This window comes from Streptosporangium sp. NPDC049248 (genome assembly GCF_040678965.1).
Taxonomy (GTDB): domain Bacteria; phylum Actinomycetota; class Actinomycetes; order Streptosporangiales; family Streptosporangiaceae; genus Streptosporangium; species Streptosporangium fukuiense.
In genome coordinates this window covers 193,188-219,157 of record NZ_JBFAQY010000004.1, presented here as the reverse complement: position 1 = coordinate 219,157, position 25,970 = coordinate 193,188, and the positions used below count along the sequence as shown (strand labels likewise).

At 70.1% G+C, this 25,970-nt stretch carries 23 protein-coding genes, 1 tRNA gene and 1 riboswitch; of the genes, 15 read left to right on the top strand and 9 right to left on the bottom strand.

Features of this window, described 5'->3' with window-relative positions:
* Window positions 1-9: 9 nt before the first annotated feature.
* From AB0K21_RS10225 to AB0K21_RS10200, 6 genes are all read right to left on the bottom strand, one after another.
* The gene (locus AB0K21_RS10225) at window positions 10-558 is read right to left on the bottom strand and encodes a CGNR zinc finger domain-containing protein (RefSeq protein WP_343978465.1); all 549 of its coding nucleotides are present in this window, start codon (window positions 556-558) and stop codon (window positions 10-12) included.
* A 258-nt stretch (window positions 559-816) separates the two neighbouring features.
* Complete coding sequence (locus AB0K21_RS10220) at window positions 817-1,224, bottom strand: transcriptional repressor (RefSeq protein ID WP_364149130.1); 408 nt, start codon at window positions 1,222-1,224, stop codon at window positions 817-819.
* The gene (locus tag AB0K21_RS10215) at window positions 1,221-2,054 is read right to left on the bottom strand and encodes a metal ABC transporter permease (protein WP_343976488.1); all 834 of its coding nucleotides are present in this window, start codon (window positions 2,052-2,054) and stop codon (window positions 1,221-1,223) included. The genes AB0K21_RS10220 and AB0K21_RS10215 overlap by 4 nt, the downstream gene beginning before the upstream one ends.
* On the bottom strand, window positions 2,051-2,803 hold the full coding sequence (locus tag AB0K21_RS10210) for a metal ABC transporter ATP-binding protein (protein ID WP_364149408.1): 753 nt from the start codon (window positions 2,801-2,803) through the stop codon (window positions 2,051-2,053). The genes AB0K21_RS10215 and AB0K21_RS10210 overlap by 4 nt, the downstream gene beginning before the upstream one ends.
* Window positions 2,804-2,839: 36 nt before the next feature.
* Window positions 2,840-3,823 (bottom strand): metal ABC transporter substrate-binding protein, encoded by a 984-nt coding sequence (locus tag AB0K21_RS10205; RefSeq protein ID WP_364149128.1) that lies wholly within the window; start codon window positions 3,821-3,823, stop codon window positions 2,840-2,842.
* A gap of 193 nt (window positions 3,824-4,016) precedes the next feature.
* Window positions 4,017-4,406 (bottom strand): DUF6703 family protein, encoded by a 390-nt coding sequence (locus tag AB0K21_RS10200; protein WP_364149126.1) that lies wholly within the window; start codon window positions 4,404-4,406, stop codon window positions 4,017-4,019.
* Between the two features lie 116 nt (window positions 4,407-4,522).
* Between AB0K21_RS10200 and AB0K21_RS10195 the strand changes: the two genes are divergently transcribed.
* From AB0K21_RS10195 to AB0K21_RS10175, 5 genes are all read left to right on the top strand, one after another.
* Window positions 4,523-4,801, top strand: a complete 279-nt coding sequence (locus AB0K21_RS10195; protein WP_030903876.1) for an antibiotic biosynthesis monooxygenase family protein — start codon at window positions 4,523-4,525, stop codon at window positions 4,799-4,801.
* A gap of 131 nt (window positions 4,802-4,932) precedes the next feature.
* Window positions 4,933-6,318: a glycine--tRNA ligase gene (locus AB0K21_RS10190; protein ID WP_343976475.1), complete on the top strand. Its 1,386-nt coding sequence runs from the start codon at window positions 4,933-4,935 to the stop codon at window positions 6,316-6,318.
* A gap of 94 nt (window positions 6,319-6,412) precedes the next feature.
* Window positions 6,413-7,084, top strand: coding sequence for a response regulator transcription factor (locus AB0K21_RS10185; RefSeq protein ID WP_343976472.1), 672 nt, complete (start codon window positions 6,413-6,415; stop codon window positions 7,082-7,084).
* Window positions 7,085-7,398: 314 nt separating this feature from the next.
* Window positions 7,399-10,038 carry a pyruvate, phosphate dikinase gene (gene ppdK / locus AB0K21_RS10180; protein ID WP_343976469.1) on the top strand — a complete coding sequence of 880 codons (2,640 nt, stop codon included), beginning with the start codon at window positions 7,399-7,401 and terminating at the stop codon, window positions 10,036-10,038.
* Window positions 10,039-10,249: 211 nt separating this feature from the next.
* Window positions 10,250-11,482, top strand: a complete 1,233-nt coding sequence (locus AB0K21_RS10175) for a deoxyguanosinetriphosphate triphosphohydrolase (protein WP_343976466.1) — start codon at window positions 10,250-10,252, stop codon at window positions 11,480-11,482.
* Between the two features lie 13 nt (window positions 11,483-11,495).
* On the opposite strand, the gene AB0K21_RS10170 is transcribed toward AB0K21_RS10175, so the two are convergent.
* Window positions 11,496-12,329 (bottom strand): M23 family metallopeptidase, encoded by an 834-nt coding sequence (locus tag AB0K21_RS10170; RefSeq protein ID WP_343976463.1) that lies wholly within the window; start codon window positions 12,327-12,329, stop codon window positions 11,496-11,498.
* A gap of 224 nt (window positions 12,330-12,553) precedes the next feature.
* On the opposite strand from AB0K21_RS10170, the gene dnaG reads away from it, so the two are divergent.
* From dnaG to AB0K21_RS10150, 4 genes are all read left to right on the top strand, one after another.
* Window positions 12,554-14,404 (top strand): DNA primase, encoded by a 1,851-nt coding sequence (gene dnaG, locus AB0K21_RS10165; protein WP_364149123.1) that lies wholly within the window; start codon window positions 12,554-12,556, stop codon window positions 14,402-14,404.
* Window positions 14,405-14,556: 152 nt separating this feature from the next.
* Window positions 14,557-15,693 carry an RNA polymerase sigma factor RpoD gene (rpoD, locus tag AB0K21_RS10160; protein ID WP_343976494.1) on the top strand — a complete coding sequence of 379 codons (1,137 nt, stop codon included), beginning with the start codon at window positions 14,557-14,559 and terminating at the stop codon, window positions 15,691-15,693.
* A 123-nt stretch (window positions 15,694-15,816) separates the two neighbouring features.
* A complete protein-coding gene (locus AB0K21_RS10155) occupies window positions 15,817-17,115 on the top strand; it encodes a hypothetical protein (protein WP_364149121.1) in 1,299 nt (432 codons plus the stop codon).
* A gap of 74 nt (window positions 17,116-17,189) precedes the next feature.
* Entirely contained in the window at window positions 17,190-17,651 is a 462-nt protein-coding gene (locus AB0K21_RS10150) for a hypothetical protein (protein ID WP_343976454.1), read from the top strand.
* Window positions 17,652-17,741: 90 nt separating this feature from the next.
* Here the strand turns inward: AB0K21_RS10150 and AB0K21_RS10145 are convergent, their stop codons facing one another.
* Entirely contained in the window at window positions 17,742-18,050 is a 309-nt protein-coding gene (locus AB0K21_RS10145; protein WP_343976451.1) for a YtxH domain-containing protein, read from the bottom strand.
* Between the two features lie 172 nt (window positions 18,051-18,222).
* Between AB0K21_RS10145 and AB0K21_RS10140 the strand changes: the two genes are divergently transcribed.
* The 3 genes from AB0K21_RS10140 (at window position 18,223) to AB0K21_RS10130 (ending at window position 20,743) form a co-directional block, all read left to right on the top strand.
* Window positions 18,223-18,295, top strand: a tRNA-Asn gene (locus AB0K21_RS10140).
* 260 nt (window positions 18,296-18,555) lie between these two features.
* The gene (locus AB0K21_RS10135; RefSeq protein WP_343976449.1) at window positions 18,556-19,761 is read left to right on the top strand and encodes a nitric oxide synthase oxygenase; all 1,206 of its coding nucleotides are present in this window, start codon (window positions 18,556-18,558) and stop codon (window positions 19,759-19,761) included.
* A gap of 208 nt (window positions 19,762-19,969) precedes the next feature.
* The gene (locus AB0K21_RS10130; RefSeq protein ID WP_343976446.1) at window positions 19,970-20,743 is read left to right on the top strand and encodes an enoyl-CoA hydratase-related protein; all 774 of its coding nucleotides are present in this window, start codon (window positions 19,970-19,972) and stop codon (window positions 20,741-20,743) included.
* A 25-nt stretch (window positions 20,744-20,768) separates the two neighbouring features.
* On the opposite strand, the gene AB0K21_RS10125 is transcribed toward AB0K21_RS10130, so the two are convergent.
* The gene (locus AB0K21_RS10125) at window positions 20,769-21,290 is read right to left on the bottom strand and encodes a DUF402 domain-containing protein (RefSeq protein WP_343976444.1); all 522 of its coding nucleotides are present in this window, start codon (window positions 21,288-21,290) and stop codon (window positions 20,769-20,771) included.
* A gap of 52 nt (window positions 21,291-21,342) precedes the next feature.
* Window positions 21,343-21,455, top strand: a riboswitch (SAM riboswitch).
* Window positions 21,456-21,580: 125 nt separating this feature from the next.
* Here AB0K21_RS10125 and AB0K21_RS10120 point away from each other — a divergent pair.
* From AB0K21_RS10120 to AB0K21_RS10110, 3 genes are read left to right on the top strand one after another with little or no spacing between them, the layout of a single operon-like run.
* On the top strand, window positions 21,581-23,338 hold the full coding sequence (locus AB0K21_RS10120) for an FAD/NAD(P)-binding protein (protein ID WP_343976441.1): 1,758 nt from the start codon (window positions 21,581-21,583) through the stop codon (window positions 23,336-23,338).
* A 26-nt stretch (window positions 23,339-23,364) separates the two neighbouring features.
* Complete coding sequence (locus AB0K21_RS10115; protein ID WP_343976438.1) at window positions 23,365-24,990, top strand: ABC transporter substrate-binding protein; 1,626 nt, start codon at window positions 23,365-23,367, stop codon at window positions 24,988-24,990.
* Entirely contained in the window at window positions 24,987-25,958 is a 972-nt protein-coding gene (locus AB0K21_RS10110; RefSeq protein WP_364149117.1) for an ABC transporter permease, read from the top strand. The genes AB0K21_RS10115 and AB0K21_RS10110 overlap by 4 nt, the downstream gene beginning before the upstream one ends.
* Window positions 25,959-25,970 lie beyond the last annotated feature (12 nt).

Sequence of the window (25,970 nt, the reverse complement as noted above, 5' to 3'; positions counted from 1 at the left end):
AGAGTGACGTCAGGCCCGGCGACGCGCGCGGTAGGCGGCCACGTGCATCCGGTTCCCGCAGGTGCGGCTGTCACAGTAGACCCGCGAGCGGTTGCGGGACTCGTCCACGAAGACATGGTCGCAGTCCGGCGCCGAGCAGGTGCGCAGGCGCTCCCACTCGTCCTCGACGAGCAGGTGGGCCAGGGCGACCCCGATGTCGGCCGCCAGGTGCTCGTGGAGTGAGGCGTCCGGCGCGAAGTAGTGGACGTGCAGGGGGTGGCCGTCGTGCTCCGCCAGGCGCGGGGTGATGCGGGTCCCGCTCAGCAGGGTGTTCAGCCGGATGACCGCGGTGGGCTGGTCCGGGGCGGTGAAGACCTTGTGGAAGGCCTCGCGCAGGGCGCGCACCTGGGCCAGGTCGGCGGCGTCCAGTTCGCCGATCCCGCTGACCTCCCAGCGTGCCACGAAGTCGCCGAGTTCCCGCAGGTCGGTGAGAGTGTCCTCGCCTCCGGTGGAGGGGGAGGTGTTGACCAGGTCGACCGCGGTGGCGAGTGAGTGCACCATGTCATGTCCGAATGGCATGTTGACTCCTGTAGAAAGCGGTTACCGCGTGGGCTCGCGGTGGCTTGCCGTGTCGGAAGCGTATCTCTCCGGTGGGCCTTCGTGTCTTCTCTCTCGCACTCACATCGCGATGGCACGCCATGTGAGCGCCCGGCGGGCGTGCTCTTCGGTGGCGGTGCGTCCGCCGGGCGCCTCGCCGCGTTCGCCGTGCCGTCCGGTGCGGGGCCCCGCGCGCGGATCGGCCGTCCGGGACCCGGCCCGCCGGGGATCCCGGCGGGCTCAGGCGCGACTCGGCGTACGGGCCGGTTTGGCGGCTGTGGAGCAGGCGGCGCAGGTTCCGAAGATCTCCAGGGTGTGGGTGATCTCGGTGAACCCGTGCTCGGAGCCGATGGCCTCGGCCCAGCGCTCCACCGCGGGTCCGGCCACCTCCACCGTACGGCCGCAGGTGCGGCAGACCAGGTGGTGATGGTGGTCGCCGCTGGCGCACGCCCGGTAGACCGACTCGCCGTCGTCGGTTCTCAGCACGTCGACGTGACCGGTGTCGGCGAGCGCCTGGAGCGCCCGGTAGACGGTGGTCAGTCCGATCTTGGCGCCTTCCGCGCGCATCTCCGCGTAGACGTCCTGCGCGCTGCGGAAACCCTCGCTCTGACGGAGGACCGCGTGGACGGCATCACGCCTGTTGCTCATGGGGTGGACTCCTGAGGTCGACTTCGGCGTATGAATCTACCGAGCCCGAGGGCGAGGACGAACCCCGTGAGAGCAACGATCACGATGACCGCGCCCGGCGGGACCTCGACGTAGAAGGATGAGGTCAGGCCGCCGACCGTGGAGATCATCCCGAAAAGCATGGAAAGCAGCATCGTGCTCGTGAAACCCCGGGTGAGCTGCTGGCTGGTCGCCACCGGCACCACCATCAGCGCGCTGACCAGAAGCAGTCCCACCACGCGCATGGCGATGACCACGGTCAGCGCGGCGGTCACGGCGATCAGCAGGCTGAGGAAGCGGACCGGCAGGCCGCTGGCCCTGGCGACCTCCTCGTCCTGGCAGAGCACGTAGAGCTCCCGCCCGAAGACGACCAGCACGCCGAGGACCGCCGTCGCCAGCAGACCGATCACCCACACGTCCTCGACGGGGACGCTGCTGATCGAGCCGAACAGGTAGGACGTCAAGGTGGCGTTGCTGCCGCCCGGGGCCAGCGAGATGAGCAGCACGCCCCCGGCGATGCCGCCGTAGAACAGCAGCGCGAGCGCCACGTCACCGCTGGTCCTGCCGCGCGCGCGGACCAGTTCGATGGCCACGGCGCCGAGCACGGAGACCAGCACGGCGGTCAGCACCGGGGCGGTCCCGGTCAGGAAGCCCAGGGCCACGCCGGTCAGCGCGACGTGCCCGATGCCGTCACCCAGCAGGGCCAGGCGGCGCTGGACCATGAACGTGCCGATGGCGGGCGCGACCAGGCCGACCAGGAGGGCGGCGATCAGCGCCCGCCGCATGAAGTCGAACTGCAGAAGCTCGATCACGACGTGGGTCTCCAGTCGAGCGGGCTCACCGGCTCCTCCTCGGCGTGCGGGTGCACATGGTCGTGGCCGGGCAGCGCGTGGGTGCCGACGGCGTGGGGCGGCGGGCCGTCGTGGCAGACGTATCCGTCCCGCAGGACCACCGCCCGGGTGATCAGAGGTTCCAGCGGGCCGAGCTCGTGCGCGACCAGCAGGACCGTCTTGCCCTGCTCCACGAGCACGGACAGGGTCTCGGCGAGGAGCCGCTGGCTCCCGGAGTCGACGCCGGCGGTGGGTTCGTCCATGACGAAGGTGTCGGGTTCCCCGGCGAGGGCGCGGGCGATCAGCACCCGCTGCTGCTGGCCGCCGGACAGGGCCTGCACCGGGTCGAGGGCGCGGTGGGCCAGGCCGACGGCGGCCAGCGCCCGGCCTGTCGCCTCCCGGTCGGCCGCGCTGGTCGGCCGCAGGCGCCGCTGCCTGGCGATCCGCCCCGAGGCGACGACCTCGCGGATCGTGGTCGGCACCCCGCCGCCCACCGAGAGCCGCTGGGGTACGTAGCCGATCCGCCACCACTCGCGGAACCGGGCGGGGGGCCTGCCGTACAGCAGGGTCTCGCCGCCGGACAGGGGGATGAGGCCGAGCAGGGCGCGAATGAGGGTGGACTTCCCCGACCCGTTCGCGCCGAGCACGGCCACCGCCTCACCGGGCTCGACGGACAGGTCGATCCCGCGGAGCACCGGGCGGTGGTCCAGGTTGACCCGGCCGCCGCTCATGGTGAAAACCGTTTTGCTGGATGTCACGTGTGGGCCTTACGAGCAGCTGAGCGCAGATTGGAGGACCTCAAGGTTCCGGCGCATGGCAGACGGGTAGTCGCCGTTCGCCGGCTGGCTTTCGACCGGGTCGAGGACCGCGGTCTTCGCACCGACCTCCTGGGCGAGAACCTCGGCGACCTTGGGGCTGACGAGGGTCTCGGTGAAAATCGTAGTCACTTTCTCCTGCTTGGCCACTTTTGCCACTTCAGCGAGGCGGGCAGGGGAGGGCTCGGCCTCGGGATCGATTCCGCTGATGCCGATCTGGTGGAGCCCGTAGCGGTTGGCGAGATAGCCGAACGCGGCGTGGCTGGTGACGATCGCGCGTGAGGAGCAGGTGGCCAGGCCCTTGGCCAGCTCGCCGTCCAGGGCGGTGAGGCCGGCCGCGGCTTCGGCGGCCCGCTCCCGGTAGCCCTGCGCGTGCGCGGGGTCGGCGGTGGCGAGCCTCTCGCCGAGCCGGGTGGCGACCGTCGCGAAGCGGGCCGGGTCGAGCCAGAGGTGGGGGTCGTAGTCGATCTCCTCGTGGCCGTGCTCCTCCTCGCCTTCGTGGCCCTCCTCCCCGGCCGCGGGCAGGGTCGGGACCGAGGAGGCCACCTCGAAGCCCCGGTCGGCGGCGTGCTGTTCGACCGCCTCGTCCACGGCGGGCTGGATGCCCTTGATGTAGACGACGAGCTTCGTCTCCTGCAGCCCGGCCACCTGGAGCGGGGACAGCTCCAGGTCGTGTGGCTCGACGCCGGGCTTGGTCAGGCCGGTGACCGTCACGTCGGGGCCGCCGACCTGCTCGGCGAGCCACTGCAGGGGATACATGGCCGCGGTGACGACGGGCTTCCCCGCCGCGGAGACGCCTGACGCCCCCCCGGGCGATTCGCCGGCCGAGCTGGTTTCGGCGCCGCAGGCGGCGGTGGCGGCCGTGGCGAGAAGGGCGGCGGCCGCGACCAGGCTCGCGTTACGTATACGGATACGTCGGGAGGACTCGGACATCATGTCATCCAGTATGCGCGCAAATGAAAATGGTTGTCAAAGTCGCCTGCGGGCTCGATGATCGCCGGCCCGGCGGACGGGGGCTTCGCGTCGGCCCGGCCATCCCCGGCATGGCGGCTTCACACGCCGGGTGCCCGCGACGTACGGGCACCGCGAAGCCGGGGAGCGCGGTGCGTGTGGCGAGGGCCGGGCGGCGTCAGAAGGCGCCGAAGCGGTCGGCGGCGAGCAGGACCAGGAAGGTGAGCAGCGCGACGCGCAGCAGGCGGCCCCCGGTCCCCAGGGACGGCCACGACATGTAGGCGAGCCAGCCGACGAACCCGATCACCGGAAGCACGGCGACGCCACCCCAGAAGGAGGACACCGCGAAGCCGGTCATCAGGAGGATCACCAGCACCACCGGGGCGATCCAGCGGGGGAGCTGGAACAGGAAGACGAGCGGGGCCGCGCTGCGCCGCTCGGCCTTGCGTCGCAGCCCGGTCGCCCCCGGCGTGAAGAACTGCTCGCCCGCGGGCAGCGGACGCCCGCCTCGCGGGCGCCGGGGCTGTGCCAGCGGATGTGCGGGGCGTTTCCCGTGCTTGTCGGCCACAGGCCGAGCCTAACGCCACAGCCCCCGCCGCGACACGCCCCGATGCCCGGTACGGACACCGCGGCTCGCGCCCCGGCCGGTACGGGGCCGGAGGCGGGCTCTGGCATGCTGGGCGGATGCTCGCTCTCATCCGTTATTCGGTGCCGCCCGGCCAGACCGAGGAGTTCCTGGCCCGGGCCCACGAGATCGTCGACACGCTGGCCGGGCAGCCCGGTTACCTGCGCGGCAGGGTGTCGAGATCGGTGGACGAGCCGGAGCTGTGGGCGCTGGTCAGCGAGTGGGAGGGCGCCGGGTTCTACCGCAGGGCGCTGGGCGCGGCGCGGATGGCGATGTATCCGCTGATGACGCTCATGATCAACGAGCCGAGCGCGTTCGAGGACGTCGACCGTCCCTGAGATTCCGCGGAAGCTTTGCCGGTGTGAGGCGGGCGTCATGGTTTATCCGCACGTCCCGCAGGTCCGTCTCCCCTAAGCTGGATGTTCAATCAATTCCTCGCCGACCTCCAGCCGGATGGAGATTTTCCCTTATGGCACGCCGTACGGACATCATGGACACCATCGTCAGCCTCGCCAAGCGGCGCGGTCTTGTGTATCCCTCCAGCGAGATCTACGGCGGCCTGCGCGCGTCGTGGGACTACGGTCCACTGGGCGTGGAGCTCAAGAACAACGTGAAGCGGCAGTGGTGGAAGACCGTGGTGCAGGGCCGTGACGACGTGGTCGGTCTCGACTCCTGTGTGATTCTGGCCCGCGAGGTGTGGCAGGCCAGCGGCCACGTGGACACCTTCACCGACCCGCTGACCGAGTGCCAGGCGTGTCACAAGCGCTACCGCGCCGACCACCTCGAAGAGGCGTACACCGAAAAACACGGGAAGGAGCCCGTCAACGGCCTGGCCGACATCACCTGCCCCAACTGCGGCAACAAGGGCTCCTTCACCCAGCCCAAGCAGTTCAGCGGCCTGCTGAAGACCTACCTCGGCGCGGTCGAGGACGAGTCGGGCCTGGCCTACCTGCGGCCGGAGACCGCCCAGGGCATCTTCATCAACTACCTCAACGTGCAGCAGTCGGCGCGCAGGAAGATCCCGTTCGGTATCGGCCAGATCGGCAAGTCGTTCCGCAACGAGATCACCCCGGGCAACTTCATCTTCCGTACCCGTGAGTTCGAGCAGATGGAGATGGAGTTCTTCGTCAAGCCGGGCAGCGACGAGGAGTGGCACCAGTACTGGATCGACGAGCGTTTCCGCTGGTACACCGACCTGGGCATCAACCCGGAGAACCTGCGCGTCTACGAGCACCCGCAGGAGAAGCTGTCGCACTACTCCAAGCGGACCGTCGACATCGAGTACCGCTTCAACTTCACCGGCAGTGAGTGGGGCGAGCTGGAGGGCATCGCCAACCGTACGGACTTCGACCTGACCGCGCACGGCAAGGCCTCCGGCACCGACCTCAGCTTCTTCGAGCAGGACACCGGCGAGCGCTACGTCCCGTACGTGATCGAGCCGGCCGCCGGTGTCGACCGCGCCACGCTCACCTTCCTGATCGACGCCTACACCGAGGACGAGGCGCCCAACGCCAAGGGCGTCATGGAGAAGCGCACGGTCATGCGGCTCGACCACCGGCTCGCGCCGGTCAAGGTCGCGGTGCTCCCGCTGTCGCGCAACGCCGACCTGTCGCCCAAGGCCAAGGACCTGGCCGCCCAGCTCCGCCGCCGGTGGAACGTCGAGTTCGACGACGCGGGCGCGATCGGCCGCCGCTACCGCCGCCAGGACGAGATCGGCACGCCGTTCTGCATCACCGTCGACTTCGACACTCTCGACGACCAGGCGGTGACCATCCGCGAGCGTGACTCGATGGCCCAGAAGCGGGTGGCCCTCGACCAGGTCGAGTCCTACCTCCGCCAGCACCTCAACGACTGAGGAAAGGCCCGCCCCGCGACGACACGGGAGCGCCGGGGGGCGGGGACGGCGGTGGCAGCCGGGTTTCGGGCCGTGCACGATCTAGGTTCGTACCATGCGACTGCTCGTTGTCGAGGATGAGAGAGACCTGGTCGAAGCCCTGCGGGTGGGGTTCGTCCGGGCTGGTTACGCGGTCTGCGTCGCCCGGGACACGACGCAGGCCGCCGAGAGGCTGCAGGCCGACCCGTACGACGTGGTCCTGCTCGACCTCGACCTGTCCGGCCGTGACGGCTTCGAGCTGTGCCGAGCGTTGCGGAGGACCGCCCACGGCCGGACCGCGCGGATCATCATGGTGACCGCGCGGGACCGGCTGGACGACCGGCTTCTCGGGCTGGCCGAGGGGCCCGACGACTATCTGGTCAAACCGTTCGCCTTCCCCGAACTGCTGGCCAGGGTGCGCGCGCTGCCGCACCGGGAGCAGGGCGACGACACCGCGATCCTGCAGGTGGGGGACCTGCGGCTGGACATCTCCAGGGCCGAGGCCCGGGCGCGGGGACGGGAGCTGGGGCTCACCCCGAAGGAGTTCGGCGTGCTGCGCCACCTGATGGCCCGCTGCGGGCAGGTGGTCTCGGCGGAGGAACTGCTCGAGCACGTCTGGGGTGAGCACGCCGACCCCTTCACCAACACCGTGCGGGTGACGGTGGGCAATCTGCGGCGCAAGCTCGGCGCCGAGGGTGTGATCGAGACCGTGATCAGTAGGGGGTACCGGCTGCGGGAGGGCTCCTGAGGCCGTTCCCCGCGGCCGGCGAAAAGCCCGAGCCGTATCCTGCCGTGCGATGTCCGGCCGGTCGTCGAGCCCGCCGTGAACGGCGTTGAATACCAGGAAGATTGGTTACCTGAATTGGTATAAACCAATTCCCAAAGTGATCAATAACCTTGCGTATTTGGCCCAGATTTGAATTGGATTAGACCGGTTCACCCGCCTTGAGCTGGGAAAATGCAGTGTTGCCTGATGGGTGCCGTTTCATCGCCTTGTTCGTCGGTAGAGTCCGCAGGGAGGCGGAACCAGACGCCGGTTTTGAAGTCGAAGAAGGAGCAACCGTGCCCAAGTACGTTTACGACTTCACCGAGGGCAACAAAGATCTCAAAGGTCTGCTCGGAGGTAAGGGGGCAAACCTCGCCGAGATGACCAATCTCGGACTGCCGGTTCCCCCCGGCTTCACCATCACCACCGAGGCCTGCCAGAACTTCCTGCGGGACGGGGTCGTTCCCGAGGGAATGCGGGAGGAGGTCTCCGCGCACCTGGCCGCGCTGGAGGCCAGGATGGGGCGCCGGCTGGGCCAGGCCGATGACCCGCTCCTGGTGAGCGTGCGCTCGGGGGCCGCGTTCTCCATGCCCGGCATGATGGAGACCGTTCTCAACATCGGTCTGAACGACGAATCGGTCCACGGGCTGGCCAAGCAGGCGAGTGGCAACGAGCGTTTCGCCTGGGACTCCTACCGGCGCCTCATCCAGATGTTCGGCAAGACCGTCCAGGGCATCGACGGCGAGCTTTTCGACGAGGCTCTGGAGGAGCTCAAGGACGGCCGCCACGACCTGGAACTGGAGGCGGCCGACTTCCGGCGCCTGGTCGCGACCTACAAGGACATCGTCCGTGCCCAGACCGGCGAGGACTTCCCCGCGGACCCCCACCGGCAGATGAGCATGGCGGTGGAGGCCGTGTTCAAGTCGTGGAACGCCCCGCGAGCCGTCCTCTACCGCCGTCAGGAACGTATCCCCGCCGACCTGGGCACGGCGGTCAGCGTCTGTTCGATGGTCTTCGGCAACTGCGGCATGGACTCCGGGACCGGGGTGGCCTTCACCCGCGACCCCGGCTCGGGGCAGCAGGGCGTCTACGGCGACTACCTGCAGAACGCCCAGGGCGAGGACGTGGTCGCGGGCATCCGCAACACCATGCCGCTGCAGGAGTTGGAGAGCCTCGACAAGGCCGTCTACGACGAGCTCATGCGGATCATGGAGACGCTGGAAAACCACTACCGGGACCTGTGCGACATCGAGTTCACCGTCGAGCGCGGCAAGCTCTGGATGCTCCAGACCCGGGTGGGCAAGCGGACCGCGGGCGCGGCCTTCCGCATCGCCGTGCAGCTCGCCGACCAGGGGTTGATCAGCCTCGACGAGGCCGTGACCAGGGTGACCGGTGACCAGCTCGCCCAGCTCATGTTCCCCCGCTTCGCCGACTCCGGCGGCGAGGTGATCGCCAAGGGGATGAACGCCTCGCCGGGCGCGGCCGTCGGCAAGGCCGTCTTCTCCACCGAGCGGGCCGTCGAGCTCGCCGCGCGGGGAGAGGCGGTCATCCTGGTCCGCAGGGAGACCAACCCCGACGACCTGGCCGGGATGATCGCCGCCCAGGGCGTCCTGACAAGCCGCGGCGGCAAGACCTCGCACGCCGCCGTGGTCGCCAGGGGCATGGGCAAGACCTGTGTCTGCGGGGCCGAGGAACTGGATGTCTCGGTCAAGGAGCGCAGGTTCACCACGCCTTCCGGCGTCGTGGTCTCCGAGGGTGACGTCATCTCCATCGACGGCACCAGCGGGACCGTCTACCTCGGTGAGGTGCCCGTGGTCCCCTCCCCGGTCGTGGAGTACTTCGAGGGTACGGGCGAGGCGGACGACGAGCTCGTCGGCGCCGTGCACCGGATCATGTCCCACGCCGACGAGGTACGCCGGATGGCCGTGCGCGCCAACGCCGACAACGCCGAGGACTCCGCCAGGGCGCGCAGGTTCGGTGCCCAGGGCATCGGGCTCTGCCGTACCGAGCACATGTTCCTCGGCGAGCGCCGCTGCCTGGTCGAGGACCTGGTGCTGGCCACCTCCGACGAGGAGCGTGAGCGGGCGCTGGCCGCGCTGGAGCCGCTGCAGAGGGCGGACTTCACGGGGATCTTCCAGGCGATGGAGGGGCTGCCCGTCACGATCCGCCTGATCGACCCGCCGCTCCACGAGTTCCTGCCCGACTTCACCGAGCTTTCGGTGAAGGTCGCCCTCGCGGGCGACGGGGCGGAGAAGAAGGACCGCGAGCTGCTGGCCGCGCTCAAGCGGCTCCACGAGCAGAACCCGATGCTGGGCCTGCGCGGTGTCCGGCTCGGCCTGGTCATCCCCGGCGTGTTCGCCATGCAGGTCCGGGCGATCGCGGCGGCGGCCAAGGCCGTGCCCGGCAGCCGCGCGGAGATCATGATTCCGCTCGTGGCCGCGGTCCAGGAGTTGGAGCACGTCAGGGACGAGGCACGGCAGATCCTTGCCGAGGCCGGGGTCGAGGCACTGATCGGCACGATGATCGAGGTGCCGCGCGCGGCGCTGACCGCCGGCCAGATCGCCGAGGCCGCCCAGTTCTTCTCCTTCGGTACCAACGACCTGACCCAGATGACCTGGGGTTTCTCCCGTGACGACGTCGAGGCCGCGTTCTTCTCCAAGTACCTCGAACTTGGCATCTTCGGTGTCTCCCCGTTCGAGACCCTGGACCGTGACGGCGTCGGCAGGCTCGTCACCATCGCCGCGGAGCAGGGCCGCAAGGCCAGGCCCGACCTGAAGCTGGGGATCTGCGGCGAGCACGGCGGAGACCCTGACTCGATCCACTTCTGCCACCAGGTGGGTCTGGACTACGTGTCCTGCTCGCCGTTCCGTGTCCCGGTCGCCCGGCTGGAGGCCGCTCGCGCCACCCTGGCGGGCGCCGGATCCGACACCCGCTGACCTTCGGTTCTCATCCGGACTTCGCGGGTGTGCCGCCTCCGGTACCGCGGGAGGCGACACCCGCGGAACCGGGCTCCGTGGCCGTCCCACCTCACCGGGGCGGCCGCGGGGGCCGGTAGGAGCCGGGGCGAAGGTCACGGACCCCGGTAACCAGGTGTTTTCTCGCCGTTCCGCATAGTGCGCTCCTTTCGCGGATAAAATCACTGCACTTATGCATGGCTATGACGAACACGACCAGGTCAGGTGGGTGCCGGAACCGCCCGGCAACCCCGGTAGGAACCCGTTCGGGCGTGATCGGGCGCGCGTGCTGCACAGCGCCGGGCTGCGGCGGCTCGCCGCCAAGACCCAGGTCGTCGGCCCGGGAGAGACCTTCGGCAGCGGCCAGCACATCCCCCGCACCCGCCTGACCCACTCCCTGGAGTGCGCGCAGATCGGCCGGGAGATGGGCGAGGCGCTGGGCCGGAACCCCGACCTGGTGGAGACCGCCTGCCTGGCCCATGACCTCGGCCACCCGCCGTTCGGCCACAACGGGGAGACGGCGCTCAACGAACTCGCCGCCGGGTGCGGCGGCTTCGAGGGCAACGCGCAGAGCCTGCGCCTGCTGACCAGGCTGGAGGCCAAGGTGGTCACCGAGGACGGTCGTAGCGCGGGCCTCAACCTCACCCGCGCCGCTCTGGACGCGGCGATCAAATACCCCTGGACCAGGGAGAGGGGTGCCAAGTACTGCGTCTACGACGATGACCTGCCGGTCTTCGAGTGGATCAGGGAGGGCGCACCCGAGGGACAGGTCAGCTTCGAAGCCCAGATCATGGACTGGGCCGACGACGTCGCCTACTCCGTGCACGACCTGGAGGACGCCCTCCACTCGGGCAACGTGGTGCCGGCGGCGATGCGCGACCCGGCGGAGCGCCGTGAGGTCTGCGCGACCACCCGCGAGTGGTACGCCCCCGACGCGGAGACCGGCGAACTGGAGGACCTCTTCGGGCGCCTGATCGCCCAGCCGCTCTGGCCCCGCCACTTCGACCGCTCGCTCACCGACCTCGCCGCGATCAAGGGGCTCACCAGCTCGCTCATCGGCCACTTCTGCAGGTCCGCCGAGGTGGCCACCCGCGAGGCGTACGGCCCGGCCGCCGGGCGCTACAGCGCCGACCTGATCGTGCCCAGGGCCACCCGGCTGGAGTGCGCATTGCTGAAGGGGGTCACCGCCCACTATGTGATGGCCAGCGACGCGCACAACGCCAACCAGGCCAGGCAGCGCGAGCTGATCCACGACCTGGCCCACCAGATCATGCTGGGTGCCCCCGGCACCCTGGAACCGGCTTTCAGGCCCGCCTTCACCAGGGCGGCGGGGAACGCCGATCGGCTCCGCGTGGTCATCGACCAGATCGCCTCGCTCACCGACACCTCAGCGGTCGCCTGGCACCGCCACCTGGCGGGCCGCTGACCCGCTGTCGCGCTCAGCCGCCGCCCAGCGTGATCTGCTCCTGCTCCTCGGGCTTTTCCGGCTTCTTGGTGGGCTTCTTCGTCGGCACCGGCTTCGACGCGCAGAGGGTGACGCACCTGGGAGCCGCCCCGGTCCGGTTCATCACGGCCCGCATCTCGTCGGCCGGAGAGAGCGTGGGGTTGCCCTTCAGCCAGGCGTTCAGATAGTCCCACGGCTCGACCATGCCCCGGCGGACCCACCACAGCGAGGGATCGGTCTTCCAGGAGATCGCGAAATAGAGGTTGCTGGCCGTGGAGCGGGCATTGCCCGAGTTGCCGATCTGGCCCAGGACCTGGCCGGCGCTGACGCGCAGCCCCGGCCTGACCTCCAGGGCGACCTTGTCCAGGTGGCCGCCCAGGTAGCGCACGCCGTCGTCGCCGATGACCGTGACGAAGCGCCCCTCCCGGTCGGCGCCGCGATCGGTGGACGGCTTCCAGCGGTTCTTGACGTTGACCTCGTCGACCACGCCGTTCACCGGCGAGACGAAGGAGCAGCCCTTGGCCGCCCAGATGGTGGTCTTGGGCAGCACCAGAAGCCTGCTCTGGTAGTTGGTCGAGCAGCCCTTCACCGGGAAGACATAGGTGTGTTTGGAAACCTTCGGCGGCGGAACCCGCACCGGGGGGTCGGCCTTGGGACGGTCGACCGCCGTCTGCGGGGCGGGGGTCGGCGTGGCCTCGGGCATGGTCGCGGTGGCCGAGGCCGGTGCCCCGGCGACGGCCTCGGACTCGAAACTCGGAGCCGCCGTGCCGATGCCCGCCACCCCACCCGGCGACGCGCAGGCTCCGGTGACGAGCACCGCACCTGCCACAGCGGCCAATCGTGCTATATGCCCCGATCGCATGATCTCCACCCGCGTACATTATCGAGAATCCGCCTTTACCTTTGTAACCGACGTCATGGTTGGTCACGACCGCTTCGGGAAAGTCATCGTTCCTCCTGTCCCTCCCGCCCCGGCGGCACCGCCGCCACCTGTCCGGAGGCGGACCGGACCGACCGCTCCGACCTGTCGGGGGGCCGGACTAGACTCGCGGCGTGGCAGGCCGGATCAGTGACGAGGACATCGCGCTCGTACGGGAGCGCTCACCGATCGCCGACATCGTGGGCGAGCACATCCAGCTCCGCAACGCGGGCGGCGGCAACCTGAAAGGGCTCTGCCCCTTTCACGAGGAGAAGAGCCCGTCGTTCAACGTGACCCCCACCCGGGGTTACTGGTACTGCTTCGGCTGCGCCGAGGGCGGTGACGTCATCACCTTCGTCCGGCGCCTGGAGCACCTGTCGTTCGGCGAGGCGGTCGAGCGGCTGGCCGGCCGGGCGGGCATCCAGCTCCGCTACGAGCAGGGCGGATACGTCCCGGGACGCGAGCAGGGCGAGCGCACCCGCCTGATCGAGGCCCATCGGGCGGCGGCCGAGTTCTACGCCTCGAAGCTGGCCGCACCCGACGCCGCGATCGGGCGCAGGTTCCTGTCGGAGCGCGGGTTCGAGCGGGTCGACGCCGAGCGTTTCGGTGTCGGGTACGCCCCGGCCGAGTGGGAGGCGCTCTCTCGGCACCTGATGGCCAGAGGGTTCACCAGCGCGGAGCTGATCAAGGGAGGGCTGGCCAAGGAGGGGCGGCGCGGCCCGATCGACCGCTTCCGGGGACGGCTGGTCTGGCCCATCCGCGACATAACCGGGGACGTCATTGGTTTCGGCGCGCGGAAGCTGAACGACGCCGAAGACGGGCCGAAGTATTTGAACACCCCAGAAAGCCCTCTCTACAAGAAGAGTGAGGTTCTCTACGGTGTCGACCTGGCCAAGCGCGAGATCTCCAAGCGCTCCCAGGCCGTGATCGTCGAGGGCTACACCGACGTGATGGCCTGCCACCTGTCGGGCGTGCCGACGGCGGTGGCCACCTGCGGCACCGCGTTCGGCGAGGAGCACATCAAGGTGCTCCGGCGGCTGCTGCTCGACCACACGGGCTCCCAGGGCGAGGTGGTCTTCACCTTCGACGGCGACTCCGCCGGGCAGAAGGCGGCGCTGCGCGCCTTCGCCGACGAGCAGAAGTTCGCCACCCAGACCTTCGTGGCGGTGCAGTCGGACGGGCTCGACCCGTGTGACCTGCGCATCAGGCACGGCGAGGCGGCCGTGCGCGACCTGATCGCCAGCAGGGAGCCGCTGTTCGCCTTCGCCATTCGCAGCGCGATCTCCCGCTACGACGCGAGCACCAACGAGGGGCGGCTCGCCGGGCTCGACGCCGCGGCGCCCATCGTGGCCCGGATCAAGGACCAGGGGCTGCGCAAGCTGTACGCGGTGAGTCTGGACCGCTGGCTCGGTTTCAACGACGAGAGCTTCGTGCTGGACCGGATCATGGAGGTGTCCCTGCGGGCACAGCCGGGCCCCCGTCAGAAGGCCAGGCCGAGGAAGGTCGCGGACCTGACCGATCCCACGGTCAGGACCGAGGCCGAGATTCTCAAACTGGCGGTGCAGCGTCCCGCGCTGCTCGGCCCGGAGTTCGACGTGATGGGCGGAGAGGCGTTCACCCTTCCCGAGCATCTCGCCCTCTACAGGCTCATCGCCGACGCGGGCGGCACGGCGGCGGCCGGAGCCGGCGGGCGAGAGTGGGTGGACCGGTTGCTGAACGGCGTGAGCGACTCGCTGAGAGGGCTCCTGACCCGTTTCGCGGTCGAGGAGATCCGCGCCGACCTGACGAGCGAGGAGCGGTACGCGGTGGGGCTGCTGGTGGCACTCGAACTGACCACCGTCACCCGCGTGCTCGATCAGCTCAAATCACGCATGGAGCGGACCAATCCCGTCGAGGAGCCGGAGGAGTACAAGCGGCTCTACGCGGAACTGGTCGCGCTCGAACAGCAGCGACGCGTGCTGAGGGAACGCGCCGCCGCGAGCTGATCGCGTAATTGGCTTTAATATCCGCGAGGCGATTCCACCAAACCCGAATAAGGTCTCAATTCGATAATGATCGCGGCCTTACCTTCGGTGACAAAAATAGGTCTGCCATTTAGGGGACCCAATACAGCAGACTGTCTCCCGTGGGTGCATCGGTGCTGCCAAGTGGGCCGCCATCGGTAGACCAGGTGGCCGACCTCGTCACGAAGGGAAGGGAGCGCGGAAGCGTCACGGTCGATGACGTGGCCGCCGCTCTCGACAAGTCCGAGCTGCCGTCCGACGCGCTTGAACGCGTCGTCCGCATGCTCGCCGAGCACGGAGTGGAGGTCCTCGAGCCTCAGAGCGACGAGGAACCCGCCCGGTCCGATGAGGAGGATATCGGGAAAAGGGCTCCTACCAGCGATCTCGTCCGGATCTACCTGCGGGAGATCGGCCGGGTGCCCCTGCTCACGGCCGAGGAGGAGGTGGAGCTCGCCAAGTCCATCGAGGCGGGCCTGTTCGCCGAGGACAAGCTGACCAGCGTCGTCTCACGTCTGGTCTTCCCGGAGTTCAAGGAGCTCGCCTGGCAGGGCACACGGGCCAAGCAGCGGCTGATCGAGGCCAATCTGCGGCTGGTCGTGTCAATCGCCAAAAGATATGTGGGGCGCGGCATGCTGTTCCTGGATCTCATCCAGGAGGGCAACCTCGGGCTCATCCGGGCGGTCGAGAAATTCGACTACACCAAGGGTTACAAGTTCTCCACATATGCCACCTGGTGGATTCGACAGGCGATCACCAGGGCCATCGCGGACCAGGCGCGCACCATTCGGATTCCGGTGCACATGGTCGAGACGATCAACAAGCTGGTGCGTGTCCAGCGTCAGCTCCACCAGGACCTCGGCCGCGAGCCCGCGCCCGAGGAGATCGCCCTGGAGATGGACCTGCCGATCGACAGGGTGATCGAGATCCAGCGGATCGCCCAGGAGCCGGTCTCGCTCCAGTCGCCGATCGGTGAGGAGGACTCCGACCTCGGTGACTTCATCGAGGACGCGGACGCGGTGGTCCCGATGGAGGCGGCGGCCTTCATCATGTTGCAGGACCAGCTCGACGACATCCTCGCGACGCTCTCGGACCGTGAACAGCGCATCATCCAGCTGCGCTTCGGGCTCGCGGACGGCCACCCCCGGACGCTGGAGGAGGTCGGCAGGGAGTTCGGCGTGACGCGCGAGCGCATCCGTCAGATCGAGTCGAAGACCCTCGCCAAGCTACGCCACCCGACGAGGGCGCAGATGCTCCGCGACTACCTCGACTGAGGAGCCGTACGGCGCGGGCCCCGGGAAGCTGGCTTCCCGGGGCCCGCGCCGTTTCACGGCCCTTTTTCCCGCGTCCGGAAAGGCGGGCTGTTCTCCCGGCCGATACAGGCGCAGACTGGGCGGATGGAGTCGCGAGCGGCGGTCGACGATGCCGCGCTCGGGCGCGAGGCGTGGTCCGTGCTCGACGCGAACTCGACGGGTGCCGCGACCGTGCCCGCGCCGGGCCTCTATCCGCACCAGTGGAACTGGGACTCCACCTTCGTCGCGATCGGCCTGGCCCGCTGGGACACCCGCAGGGCCGGAACCGAACTGCTCAGCCTGCTGGCGGGGCAGTGGCACACCGGGATGGTGCCGCACATCGTCTTCCAGCCCGCCCACGAGGAGGTCTACTTCCCCGGCCCGGCCATCTGGCGCTCGACGGAGCACCGGGCCGCTCCCCACGGCGTGTGCACCTCCGGGCTGACCCAGCCGCCGCTGCAGGCGCTGGCCCTGTGGTGGGTGTGGCGGCACGCGGCCGACCGCGACACGGCCGCGGCCCTCGTACGGCGGATCTACCCGATGCTGGTCGCCCAGCACGGCTACCTCACCACGTCCAGGGACCTGGGCGGGGGAGGGCTGGCTGCGATCGTGCATCCATGGGAGTCGGGGATGGACGACAGCCCCGTCTGGGACGCCCCGCTGGAGGCGCTGCCCCCGGTCCGCCGCGCCTACCGGCGCGAGGAGCCCTCCCAGTGGCAACCCGACAGCCACCACGACCGCTACATGGCGCTGGTCCTGGGCTACCGGGACTCCGGCTACGACCCGGCCTACCTGAGAGACGAGCACCCGTTCGCGGTCGAGGACCCGATGTTCAACGGGATCTGGCTCGCCTCCTGCCAGGCGCTCGCCGAGCTGGCGCCGGTGGCCGGCGCGGACGCGGGTCCGCACCGGGAGGCGGCGGAGCGGATCCGCGCCGCGCTGCTGGACCGGCTCTGGGCCGACGGCGCCTTCCGCGTCCGTGACCTGCGCGCGGGGCGGCTCAGTTCCATTCGTACGGTCGGCTCCTTCGGGCCGATGCTCGACGCGGGGCTGCCGGCCGACAGGGTCGCGGAGCTGGTGGTGACGTTGGAGTCGGCGAGCTTCATGGGAGCCGCGGGATACCCGGTGCCGAGTTGTGAGATCCGCGCTCCGCAGTTCGACCGGTCCTGCTACTGGCGCGGGCCGTCCTGGGTGAACACCAACTGGCTGCTGCGGCGGGCGGCGGCGGTGCACGGCCTGGCGGGGTTGGTGCGGGTGCTGGGCTCGCAGACCCTGCGCCTCGTACGGCAGGCGGGTTTCCGCGAGTGCTTCGACCCCTTCGACGGCAGCGGACGAGGCAGCCGGGACTTCTCCTGGTCGGCCGCGCTCACCCTCGACCTGCTCGCGGATACCGTGGAGTGTTGAGGTACGGCCATCGCCGGACACGACACCGAACCATGCGGGGCCGCGCCGCGCCTGTCCACGCCGTGAGGATTCACATGAAGCTCTTCCGCCGCCTGCCCGCCGAGGTCCGCGAGGCCATCGATCCCGGTGACCGGGTGCTCACCTATGCCGAGGGCCCGGACGGTTACGTGATCGCCGCGGACAGGGCACTTTACCTGGGCGGCGAGCGCCTGCCCTGGTTCTGTGTGGACCGCGGCGCCTGGGACGAGGAGGGTCTGACCGTCGTCACCACCGGCGGGCGGTCGTACCGGGCGCTGCTGCCCGAGCCCGGCCGGATCCCCGAGGCCGTGCGGGAGCGGGTGACCGCCTCGATCGTGGTCAACCACTATGTCCCGCTGGACGCGCGAGGGGGAGTGCGGCTGGTGGCGAGGAAGGCCGACGCAGACCGGCTGGTCTGGGAGTTCGTCTTCGACGCGGGTCTTGACCCGGACGACGCCGGGCTGCGCGCCCTCGCGGAGCAGGCGCTTGAGGAGACCCGCAGGAGTTTCGGCGTCTGAGCCGCGGCCCGAGGGGGCCGGACACGCGAAAGGCCCCTGAAGGGGCCTCTCGCGGGATTCTCGGGTGCCGACAGGGCGGCACCCGCGAGATCAGTAGGGCGTGTCGGTCCGCTGTTTCTCCGGCCAGCCGGTGCCCGTGTCGTCGTGCTCGTCGTGCCAGCCGTTCGCCGACTGCAGGAAGGGCAGCCGGTTTCTGGCCGCGTCGCTCACCTTGGTCCTCGCCACGCCGGTGGCCTTGGAGACCTTTGCGCCCATCAGGCCGGCCGTCTCCTGCACGGTGGGGTTGTCGATGACCCGCTGGGCCATCCTCTTGATCTGCTCGTAACGCTCCCGACCGGCGCGGCTCCCCAGGATGTAGCCGGCCGCGAAGCCGATCCCGAACATCAACCGATAACGCATGTCCACCTCCACAAGCATGTTCCGCAGGTCCCTGTCCTGTGATCACCTGCGGATAGCCATTCGTCTCGCACCTACCCCGGACTATCGATGCGACACACACCCATGGAGTGCGCTAATCTATTCCTGCGCCGCAAGGAACGGGGACACCCGATCCGACCAGCGCAAAGCGCAATCCCGTGTAGCTCAATCGGCAGAGCAGCCGGCTGTTAACCGGCAGGTTATAGGTTCGAGTCCTATCGCGGGAGCCGAAACCGGAGCCCCGGAAGCCCAGCTTCCGGGGCTTTTGGCATCTCATACCCCGGTTTGGTGGCCTGTTCATGCCCCGATTCAGCGGACAAACCACGGTGAATCACAGAAAATGAGTGAGGCCCTGCCCGGTGTCGCCGCGATCGCGGTGATGAGCCGGCGCGCGGTCGCCGCGGACCAACAGTGATCGCAGCGGGGAAGGGCCGCCGCGTTCAGGGCACCACGCCGCCCGGAACGGCAGTCGTGCCCGTGAGCCACAATGGGTGGTTTTTCTGTGCTGACCTGGCGAAGGTCCCGGCGTGCGCCGGATCCGTTCCACGAGGCCCCCAAGGTCCCCGAGGTGCCTCCAGCCGACGTGATGGCGGCGGCCGAGGACTACCTGAGGCTGTTTCACGCGGAGAATCCCGGCGCGGGGGTCCTGCGGGAGCGCCTGCGCGAGATCCGGCAGGAGATCGCCGACACGGGAACGTACACGCACACCAGCGGTGAGCTGGTCTTCGGCGCCAGGGTGGCCTGGCGCAACAGCGGCAGATGCATCGGGCGGCTGTACTGGCGCTCGCTGCGGGTGCGCGACCGGCGGCATGTCACCACGGCCGAGGGCGTCGCCGTCGAGTGTGTGAACCACCTGCGGGACGCGGCGCCCGGCCGCCGGATCCGCCCGACGATCACCGTCTTCCCCCAGGACCGGCCGGGGGCGCCGGGACCGCGGATCTGGAACGAGCAGCTCATCCGGTACGCCGGGTACGCGACGGCGGACGGTTCGGTCGTCGGGGATCCCCGCTACGTCGGCTTCACCGCGATGCTGCGCGAGCTGGGCTGGTCCGGCGGTCCCGGAAGCCCCTTCGACGTCCTCCCACTGGCGGTCTCGGTCGGGAGCGGGCCGCCGCTGCTGTCCACGATTCCCGGCGACGCCGTGCTGGAGGTCGCGCTTTCGCACCCCCGTCACCCGTGGTTCGAGCAGCTGGGGCTGCGCTGGCACGCGGTACCGGTCATCTCGAACATGTGCCTGGAGATCGGCGGCGTCTGCTATCGGGCGGCGCCGTTCAACGGCTGGTACATGGGCACCGAGATCGGCGCCCGCAACCTGGCCGACGCCGACCGCTACGACCTGATGCCGTTGATCGCCCGGCGTCTGGGCCTGAACACCGGCACCGACCGCTCGCTCTGGCGGGACCGGGCGCTGGTGGAGTTGAACGTGGCGGTCCTGCACTCCTTCGAGCGGGCGGGGGTGACGATGACGGACCACCACACCGAGGCCAGGCACTTCCTGATCCACCTGGAGCGCGAGGAGCGGGCAGGACGGGTCTGCCCCGCGGACTGGACCTGGATCGTGCCGCCCATGTCGGCCTCGGCCACGCCGGTCTTCCACCGCTACTACGAGGACAGGCGGCTGTCGCCGAACTTCGTCCACCACGCCGACTCCCTGGAGCGTGCGCTCGGCCACCGGACCGCGACGGGAGGTTGACTCGGGGAAGACGTACCGGCGCCGCACCCGCGGTGACCCGCCGCGTGGTGGGGCGCGGCCCGGCCCGCTCCCGCGGGCCTCCCTCTCCCCGGTCCGCTCGCACCTGCTGACACCGGGAAGGGAAAAGGTGTAGAACGATATTCTGTAGCTCTCCGGGTGGGGAGCTCCTGTGCGGGAGCGCCCCGGGGGCTTCCGGGAGGGAGATGCGATGGTCGACCTGGTGCTGCCGTCGATCGAGCGGGGCGTGCTGACGCTGACGTTCAACCGGCCGGACCGGCTCAACGCCTGGACCGACGAGATGGGCCGCCGCTACTTCGACCAGCTGGCCGAGGCGGAGAAGAACCCCGAGGTCCGGGTGATCGTGGTCACCGGTGCGGGAAAGGGCTTCTGCGCCGGGGCGGACTTCCGGACGCTCACCGCCATCCAGGACGGCTCGTACGCGGGGGAGCCCGACCGGCGCCCCAACACCTTCCCGACCACGATCCGTAAGCCGATCATCGCCGCGGTCAACGGCGCCTGCGCCGGGCTCGGCATGGTCCACGCCCTGGTCTGCGACCTGGTCTTCACCGCCGCCGAGGCCAAGTGGACCACCGCCTTCGCCCGGCGCGGCCTGGTCGCGGAGTACGGCCTGTCGTGGATCCTGCCCCGCCTGGCCGGGCAGGCCAGGGCCATGGACCTGCTGCTCTCCGGGCGCACCTTCACCGGAGCCGAGGCCTGCGAGCTGGGCCTGGCCAACCGGGCGGTGCCGGGAGAGCGGCTGATCGAGGAGACCCTGGCCTACGCCCGCGAGCTGGCGACGTACAGCTCTCCGGCCTCGATGGCCGTGATCAAGCGTCAGATCTGGGGCGACTGGCAGCAGACCCTGGAGGCGTCGGAGTCGGCCGCGGCACGCCTGATGGTCGACTCCTTCACCCGGCCGGACTTCGCCGAGGGGGTCGCCAGCTTCGTCGAGCGCCGCGCCCCCGGCTTCCCGCCGCTGTAGTCACGCCGTAGTCGCTCCGGCGCTCTCAGCTGACCAGGGCGAGCCAGCGCGGAGCGGTGTCGAAGGGGGCCGTGCGGGCGGTGACGGCCTCCATCAGCCAGGCGGCCGAGGCGCGGGCGCTCCGGACGACCTCGGGCGGGTAGGCGTACCTGACCCGGTGCTCCTCGAACTCGTCCTCGTCGTCCAGGAAGACCCGGCAGGCGCGGCCCTTAGCCGGGTTGCGGCGCGTCCGGATCACGTCGAGGTCCAGGTCGACCATGGTGACCTCGCCGTCGCTCCACCGTGGCACGGTGGAGATGTCGCAGTAGATCTCGTGTTTGTGCGGGGCGGAGTTGAAGGCGGCGGTCCACCAGGCGTCGCGGGGGAAGAGCATCACGAAGGCATGCGGGGAGGCCACCTCGGGTCCGTGGCCCTTGCGGCCGACGGAGTTGGCCGCGCAGCCGGTCCACACCCCGTGCTCGTCCTCGCCGAGCAGGAGACCGCTGTGGTGCCAGTGCAGTGACCCGTCGTATTTGCGGTAGACCACCTTCACCGTCTCATAGGACATTCCCCAACATTAAGCCTTGACAGAGATCTATGTATTTCCTACCTTCTAAATAGGTTAAGAGTGTCAGTGCGAAGCCCCGGCTGGCTGACCGGCAACCCTCGCACCGCGGCGGGGTGCCCCCGGGGGAGACCTGGCGGCACGGTCGGCGTGCCGCAAGCGCGGACCCCCTCACCGGGGTCACCGAGACATGTCCGGGAGTGCCACATGTCGAAGACCAGCACACTGAACTGCGCGAGCCCCGTCGACCCCGACACCCACGGCCACTACCGGCCGCACCGCAGAGCCGCCGCATGAGCGCCTCGATCGCCGTCGTCGGTGCCGGCCCGACGGGCACCTGCCTGGTGGAACGCATCTGCGCCAACGCCGCCGACCTGCTCGGCTGGCCCTCGCTCGACGTTCACGTGATCGACCCCCACCCGCCGGGCGGCGGCCGCGTCTGGCGCCGTGACCAGCCCGAGCTGCTCTGGATGAACTCCGCGGCCGCCGACGTGACGCTCTTCACCGACGAGTCGGTGCGCTGTGAGGGGCCGATCCGTCCAGGCCCCACGCTGGCCGAGTGGCTCGGCGGGGACCCGGGCACCTTCGCCTCCCGCCCGGCGCAGAACGGCTACCTCTCCCACGTCTTCAGGCACGCGGTGGAGACCGCCCCGCGCGGGGTCAGGGTGCACGTGCATCCGGCCCGCGCCGTCGACCTCGCCGACATCCCCGACGGCCAGGCGGTACGGCTGGAGGACGGCCGGACGATCGAGGTCGACGCGGTGATCCTGGCCCAGGGGCACGGCGACGTGACCCCGAACGGGGAGGAACGGGCGCTGGCCGACCTGGCCGTGCGCGGCGGGCTGCGCTACCTGCCCACCGGATACGCGGCCGACCTCGACCTGGACGGCATCCCCGCCGGAGAGCCGGTGATCGTGCGGGGGATGGGGCTGGCCTTCGTCGACCTGATGGTGCTGCTCACCTCGGGCCGGGGCGGCCGGTTCGTCCGCGAGTACGACGGGGAACTGGTCTACCTGCCCGGCGGGCGGGAGCCCCTGCTGCACGTGGGATCACGGCGCGGCGTGCCGTACCACTCCAAGACCGGCTACCCCTTCGGGGGCGCACGCCCGCCGGTGCCGCGCTTCCTCACCCGCGAGGCGCTGGGCGAGGGCCCGTGGAACTTCCGCCGGGACGTGTGGCCGCTGGTCGCCAAGGAGCTCGCCTTCGCGTACTACCACGAGCTCCTCACCGCCCACCCCGAGCGCGCCAGGCTGGACTGGGCGGCGTTCGCGGAGGCGTTCGCCGACGAGGAGTGGCGCAGCCCGGGCATCCGCAAGCTGATCCGTACGGCCGTGCCCCGGCACCTGGACCGGCTCGACCTCGACCGGCTCGACCGGCCGCTGGCGGGCATCAGGTTCGGCGACCGGGCGGGGCTGCAGAAGTGGATGCACGGCTACCTCGCGGCCGACCTGGAGCGGCGCGCCGACCCGGCGCACAGCGCCGACCACGCCCTGATCCTCGGGCTGATCTCCGTCTACGGCGTCCTGGCCGAGCTGGGCGTCTCCGACCCGTGGTTCCACGGGTTCTTCAGCTACATCGCCAGCGGCCCGCCCGGCCCCCGTCTTGAGGAGTTGCGCGCCCTGGCCAGGGCGGGGGTGGTCACCTTCCTCGGCGCCGACCTCAAGGTCGACCACCACGACGGGCGCTGGCGGGCGCAGAGCCCCACCGTGCCCGGCGGCGTGACGGCCACGACCCTCGTCGAGGCCAGGCTGCCCGCGCCCAGCGTGAGCCGGGCCACCGACCCGCTCATCGGCGCGCTCCGCGACCGGGGCGAGCTCGACGAGAAGTCGGGGCTGGTGAACGTGCGGGCCGCGGACCGCCGCCTGGTCGACAGGTCCGGCACCCCGCACTCGCGCAGGTTCGCCTTCGGTCCCTGGGTCGTCGGCGGCCAGGCCACCGGCGGCTTCGCCAGACCCCGCCTCAACGCCCCGCTCTTCCGCCACGCCGACGCCCTCGCCCGGATCGTCCTGTCCGAGGCGGTCGGCACCCAGATAAGAAGGCACGTCGCATGAACCGCCAGGTCTCGAAGGAGAAGAGAGTGAAGTTGCGATGGGGCGCCCTGACCCTCGCCGGGGTGCTGGCGCTGGCGGCGTGCGGAGCCGAGAGCGGGGCCCCGGCCGTGGCGGCCGGCGGCGACGGAGGGTCGCTCGTCTGGGCCGTCGAGACGCAGCCGATCACCTTCAACCCGCACCAGTGGGGCCAGAACAAGGCGCGCCTGCTGGTCCACAACCAGTTCGACGCGTTGATCGCCCGAGGCGCGAACGGCGATTTCCTGCCGTGGCTGGCCACCTCCTGGCAGGTCTCCAAGGACGGCCTGACCTACACCTTCGAGCTCCGCGACGACGTGACCTTTCACGACGGTGAGAGGTTCGACGCCGCCTCGGTGAAGGCCAACCTCGACCAGCTCGTCTCGCCCGGCTACAACGCGGCGGTCAGCGCCATCCAGCTGCGCAACTTCGACCACGCCGAGGTGAGCGCCCCGTACACCCTGAAGGTCACGCTGAAGGCCCCGGACGGACTGTTCCTGGACTTCCTCTCCTCCCCGCTCGCCGGCCAGGTCTCCCCGAAGTCGCTGAAGAACGCCAAGGACCTCAAGGCGGGCGGGGTCGACGTGGTCGGCACCGGGCCGTTCATCCTCGACCGGTTCACTCCCGGCCAGGAGGTCCACTACCGGCGCAACCCGAACTACGACTGGCCGCCCGCCGGCGCCGCCCACCAGGGGCCGGCACACCTGGCCGAGGTCACCTACCGCTTCCTGCCCGAGGCGGCGGTGCGGGTCGGCGCGCTCACCTCCGGGCAGGTACAGGTGATCGAGGGCGTGCCCGCCACCGAGATCGGCCTCATCAAGGGCGACCCGGAGCTGACGCTGGAGACCAGCCTCAACTCCGGCAGCGCGTTCTCCTACTACTTCAACGTCTCCCGCCCCCCGTTCGACGACAAGCGGGTCCGTGAGGCGTTCCGCGACGCCGTCGACGTGGACGCCGTGCTCGACTCCGTCTACCGGGGCACCGCCAAGCGAGCCTGGAGCGTCATCGGCCAGGGCAGCCCGCGGTTCTACGACCCCTCGCTGGAGAACACCTTCGGCAACGACCCGGCGCGGGCCAACAGGCTGCTCGACGAGGCCGGCTGGAACGGACGTGACGCCGAGGGCTACCGGGTCAAGGACGGCAGGCGGCTGACGGTCCGCACGGTCAGCGCCGCGCCGTTCGTCCGCGACCGCCGTGACGTCCTCGCCCAGGCCGTCCAGGCGGCGGTCAAGCGACACGCGGGTATCGACTTCCAGATCAAGCTCGTGGACCAGGGCACCGCGCAGCAGGCCGCCGACGAGAACGAGTACGAGATCTTCGAGAACTCGCGCGGCGACACCGACGTCGGGGCGGCGCTCAACCTGATCCTGCCGAAGGGCGCGGCGATCAACCGTACGAGGTACGAGAGCGCGGAGCTGGACAGGCTGCTCACCGACGCGTCGGCGACCTCCGACCTCGCCGAGCGCAAGGAGCTCTACGCCAAGGTGCAGAAGATCGTGGTCACGGACGAGGCACTGCTGCTCCCGCTGTACGTGCCCGCCGACCAGATCGCCTACGGCGCGGGTGTCACCGGCATCACCTTCGAGCCGGTCTCCGGCACCCCCAACAGTGCCTACGACGTCCGGATCGGGACATGAGCACCCTCACACTCACCCGGCGGCGGGGGCTGGCCGCCGCCGGGTGGCTCGGCCCGGTGGCCAGGCGGCTCGGAGCGGGCGTCGCCGTGCTCTGGGCCGCCGCCACCGCGGCCTACCTCGCGCTGATGCTCGCCCCCGGAGACACGATCGACGTGCTGATCGGCGACGGCCTCGACACCCCCGAGCGGCGGGCGCAGATCATCGCCGAGTGGGGACTGGACCGCTCACCGCTCCAGCAGTACGGCGACTACCTGCTCCGCCTCCTCCAGGGCGACCTGGGCCACTCCTACGTCCTGCAGCGCGGTGTGGGGGAGATCCTGGCCTCCCAGATCTGGCCGACGGTCCAGCTGGCGCTCACCGCCGCGGCCTTCGGGGTGCTGCTCGCCCTGGTGCTCGCCCTGGCCACCGCCGGGCGCCGGTCCTGGCTCGGCGGTCTGGTCGGGCTCTCCGAACTGGCCGTCGTCTCGGTGCCGCCGTTCCTCGTCGGCATCCTGCTGCTCGCCGTCTTCTCCTTCACCCTCGGCTGGTTCCCCGTCTCCGGGGACCGGGGGTTCGTCTCGCTCGTACTGCCGGGACTGGCGCTCGGCCTGCAGATCGCGGGGGTGCTCGGGCAGGTGCTCCGCGAGGGCCTGGAACGCGCGCTGGAGGAGCCGTTCGCGGTGACCGCGCGCTCGCGCGGCATCACCGAGTGGCGGCTCGTCGCCGGGCACGCTCTGCGGCACGCGCTGCTCCCCGCCGTCACCCTCACCGGCTGGTTCACCGGCGCCCTGCTCGGCGGCGCGATCATCGTGGAGGCCGTGTTCGGCCGCCCCGGGCTCGGCCAGGTCACCGTCGGCGCGGTGAACAGCAAGGACCTGCCCCTGGTGATGGCGGTCGTGCTGATCTCCGCCCTCGTCTACGTGACGGCCAGCACGATCGTCGACCTCGCCTACCTCGCGATCGACCCCCGCCTGAGGAGGAGCAGATGAAGATGCCGATGC

What these genes read in the sequence shown, in the direction of transcription:
- AB0K21_RS10205 (WP_364149128.1), bottom strand. Translation starts at nt 3,823, where the DNA reads ATGATGTCCGAGTCCTCCCGACGTATCCGTATACGTAACGCGAGCCTG.
- AB0K21_RS10145 (WP_343976451.1), bottom strand. Translation starts at nt 18,050, where the DNA reads ATGCGTTATCGGTTGATGTTCGGGATCGGCTTCGCGGCCGGCTACATC.
- AB0K21_RS10220 (WP_364149130.1), bottom strand. Translation starts at nt 1,224, where the DNA reads ATGAGCAACAGGCGTGATGCCGTCCACGCGGTCCTCCGTCAGAGCGAG.
- AB0K21_RS10130 (WP_343976446.1), top strand. Translation starts at nt 19,970, where the DNA reads ATGGTCGACCTGGTGCTGCCGTCGATCGAGCGGGGCGTGCTGACGCTG.
- AB0K21_RS10190 (WP_343976475.1), top strand. Translation starts at nt 4,933, where the DNA reads ATGGCACGCCGTACGGACATCATGGACACCATCGTCAGCCTCGCCAAG.
- AB0K21_RS10125 (WP_343976444.1), bottom strand. Translation starts at nt 21,290, where the DNA reads ATGTCCTATGAGACGGTGAAGGTGGTCTACCGCAAATACGACGGGTCA.
- AB0K21_RS10195 (WP_030903876.1), top strand. Translation starts at nt 4,523, where the DNA reads ATGCTCGCTCTCATCCGTTATTCGGTGCCGCCCGGCCAGACCGAGGAG.
- AB0K21_RS10185 (WP_343976472.1), top strand. Translation starts at nt 6,413, where the DNA reads ATGCGACTGCTCGTTGTCGAGGATGAGAGAGACCTGGTCGAAGCCCTG.
- AB0K21_RS10210 (WP_364149408.1), bottom strand. Translation starts at nt 2,803, where the DNA reads ATGAGCGGCGGCCGGGTCAACCTGGACCACCGCCCGGTGCTCCGCGGG.
- AB0K21_RS10175 (WP_343976466.1), top strand. Translation starts at nt 10,250, where the DNA reads ATGCATGGCTATGACGAACACGACCAGGTCAGGTGGGTGCCGGAACCG.
- AB0K21_RS10150 (WP_343976454.1), top strand. Translation starts at nt 17,190, where the DNA reads ATGAAGCTCTTCCGCCGCCTGCCCGCCGAGGTCCGCGAGGCCATCGAT.
- AB0K21_RS10120 (WP_343976441.1), top strand. Translation starts at nt 21,581, where the DNA reads ATGAGCGCCTCGATCGCCGTCGTCGGTGCCGGCCCGACGGGCACCTGC.
- AB0K21_RS10155 (WP_364149121.1), top strand. Translation starts at nt 15,817, where the DNA reads ATGGAGTCGCGAGCGGCGGTCGACGATGCCGCGCTCGGGCGCGAGGCG.
- AB0K21_RS10135 (WP_343976449.1), top strand. Translation starts at nt 18,556, where the DNA reads ATGGGTGGTTTTTCTGTGCTGACCTGGCGAAGGTCCCGGCGTGCGCCG.
- AB0K21_RS10110 (WP_364149117.1), top strand. Translation starts at nt 24,987, where the DNA reads ATGAGCACCCTCACACTCACCCGGCGGCGGGGGCTGGCCGCCGCCGGG.
- AB0K21_RS10225 (WP_343978465.1), bottom strand. Translation starts at nt 558, where the DNA reads ATGCCATTCGGACATGACATGGTGCACTCACTCGCCACCGCGGTCGAC.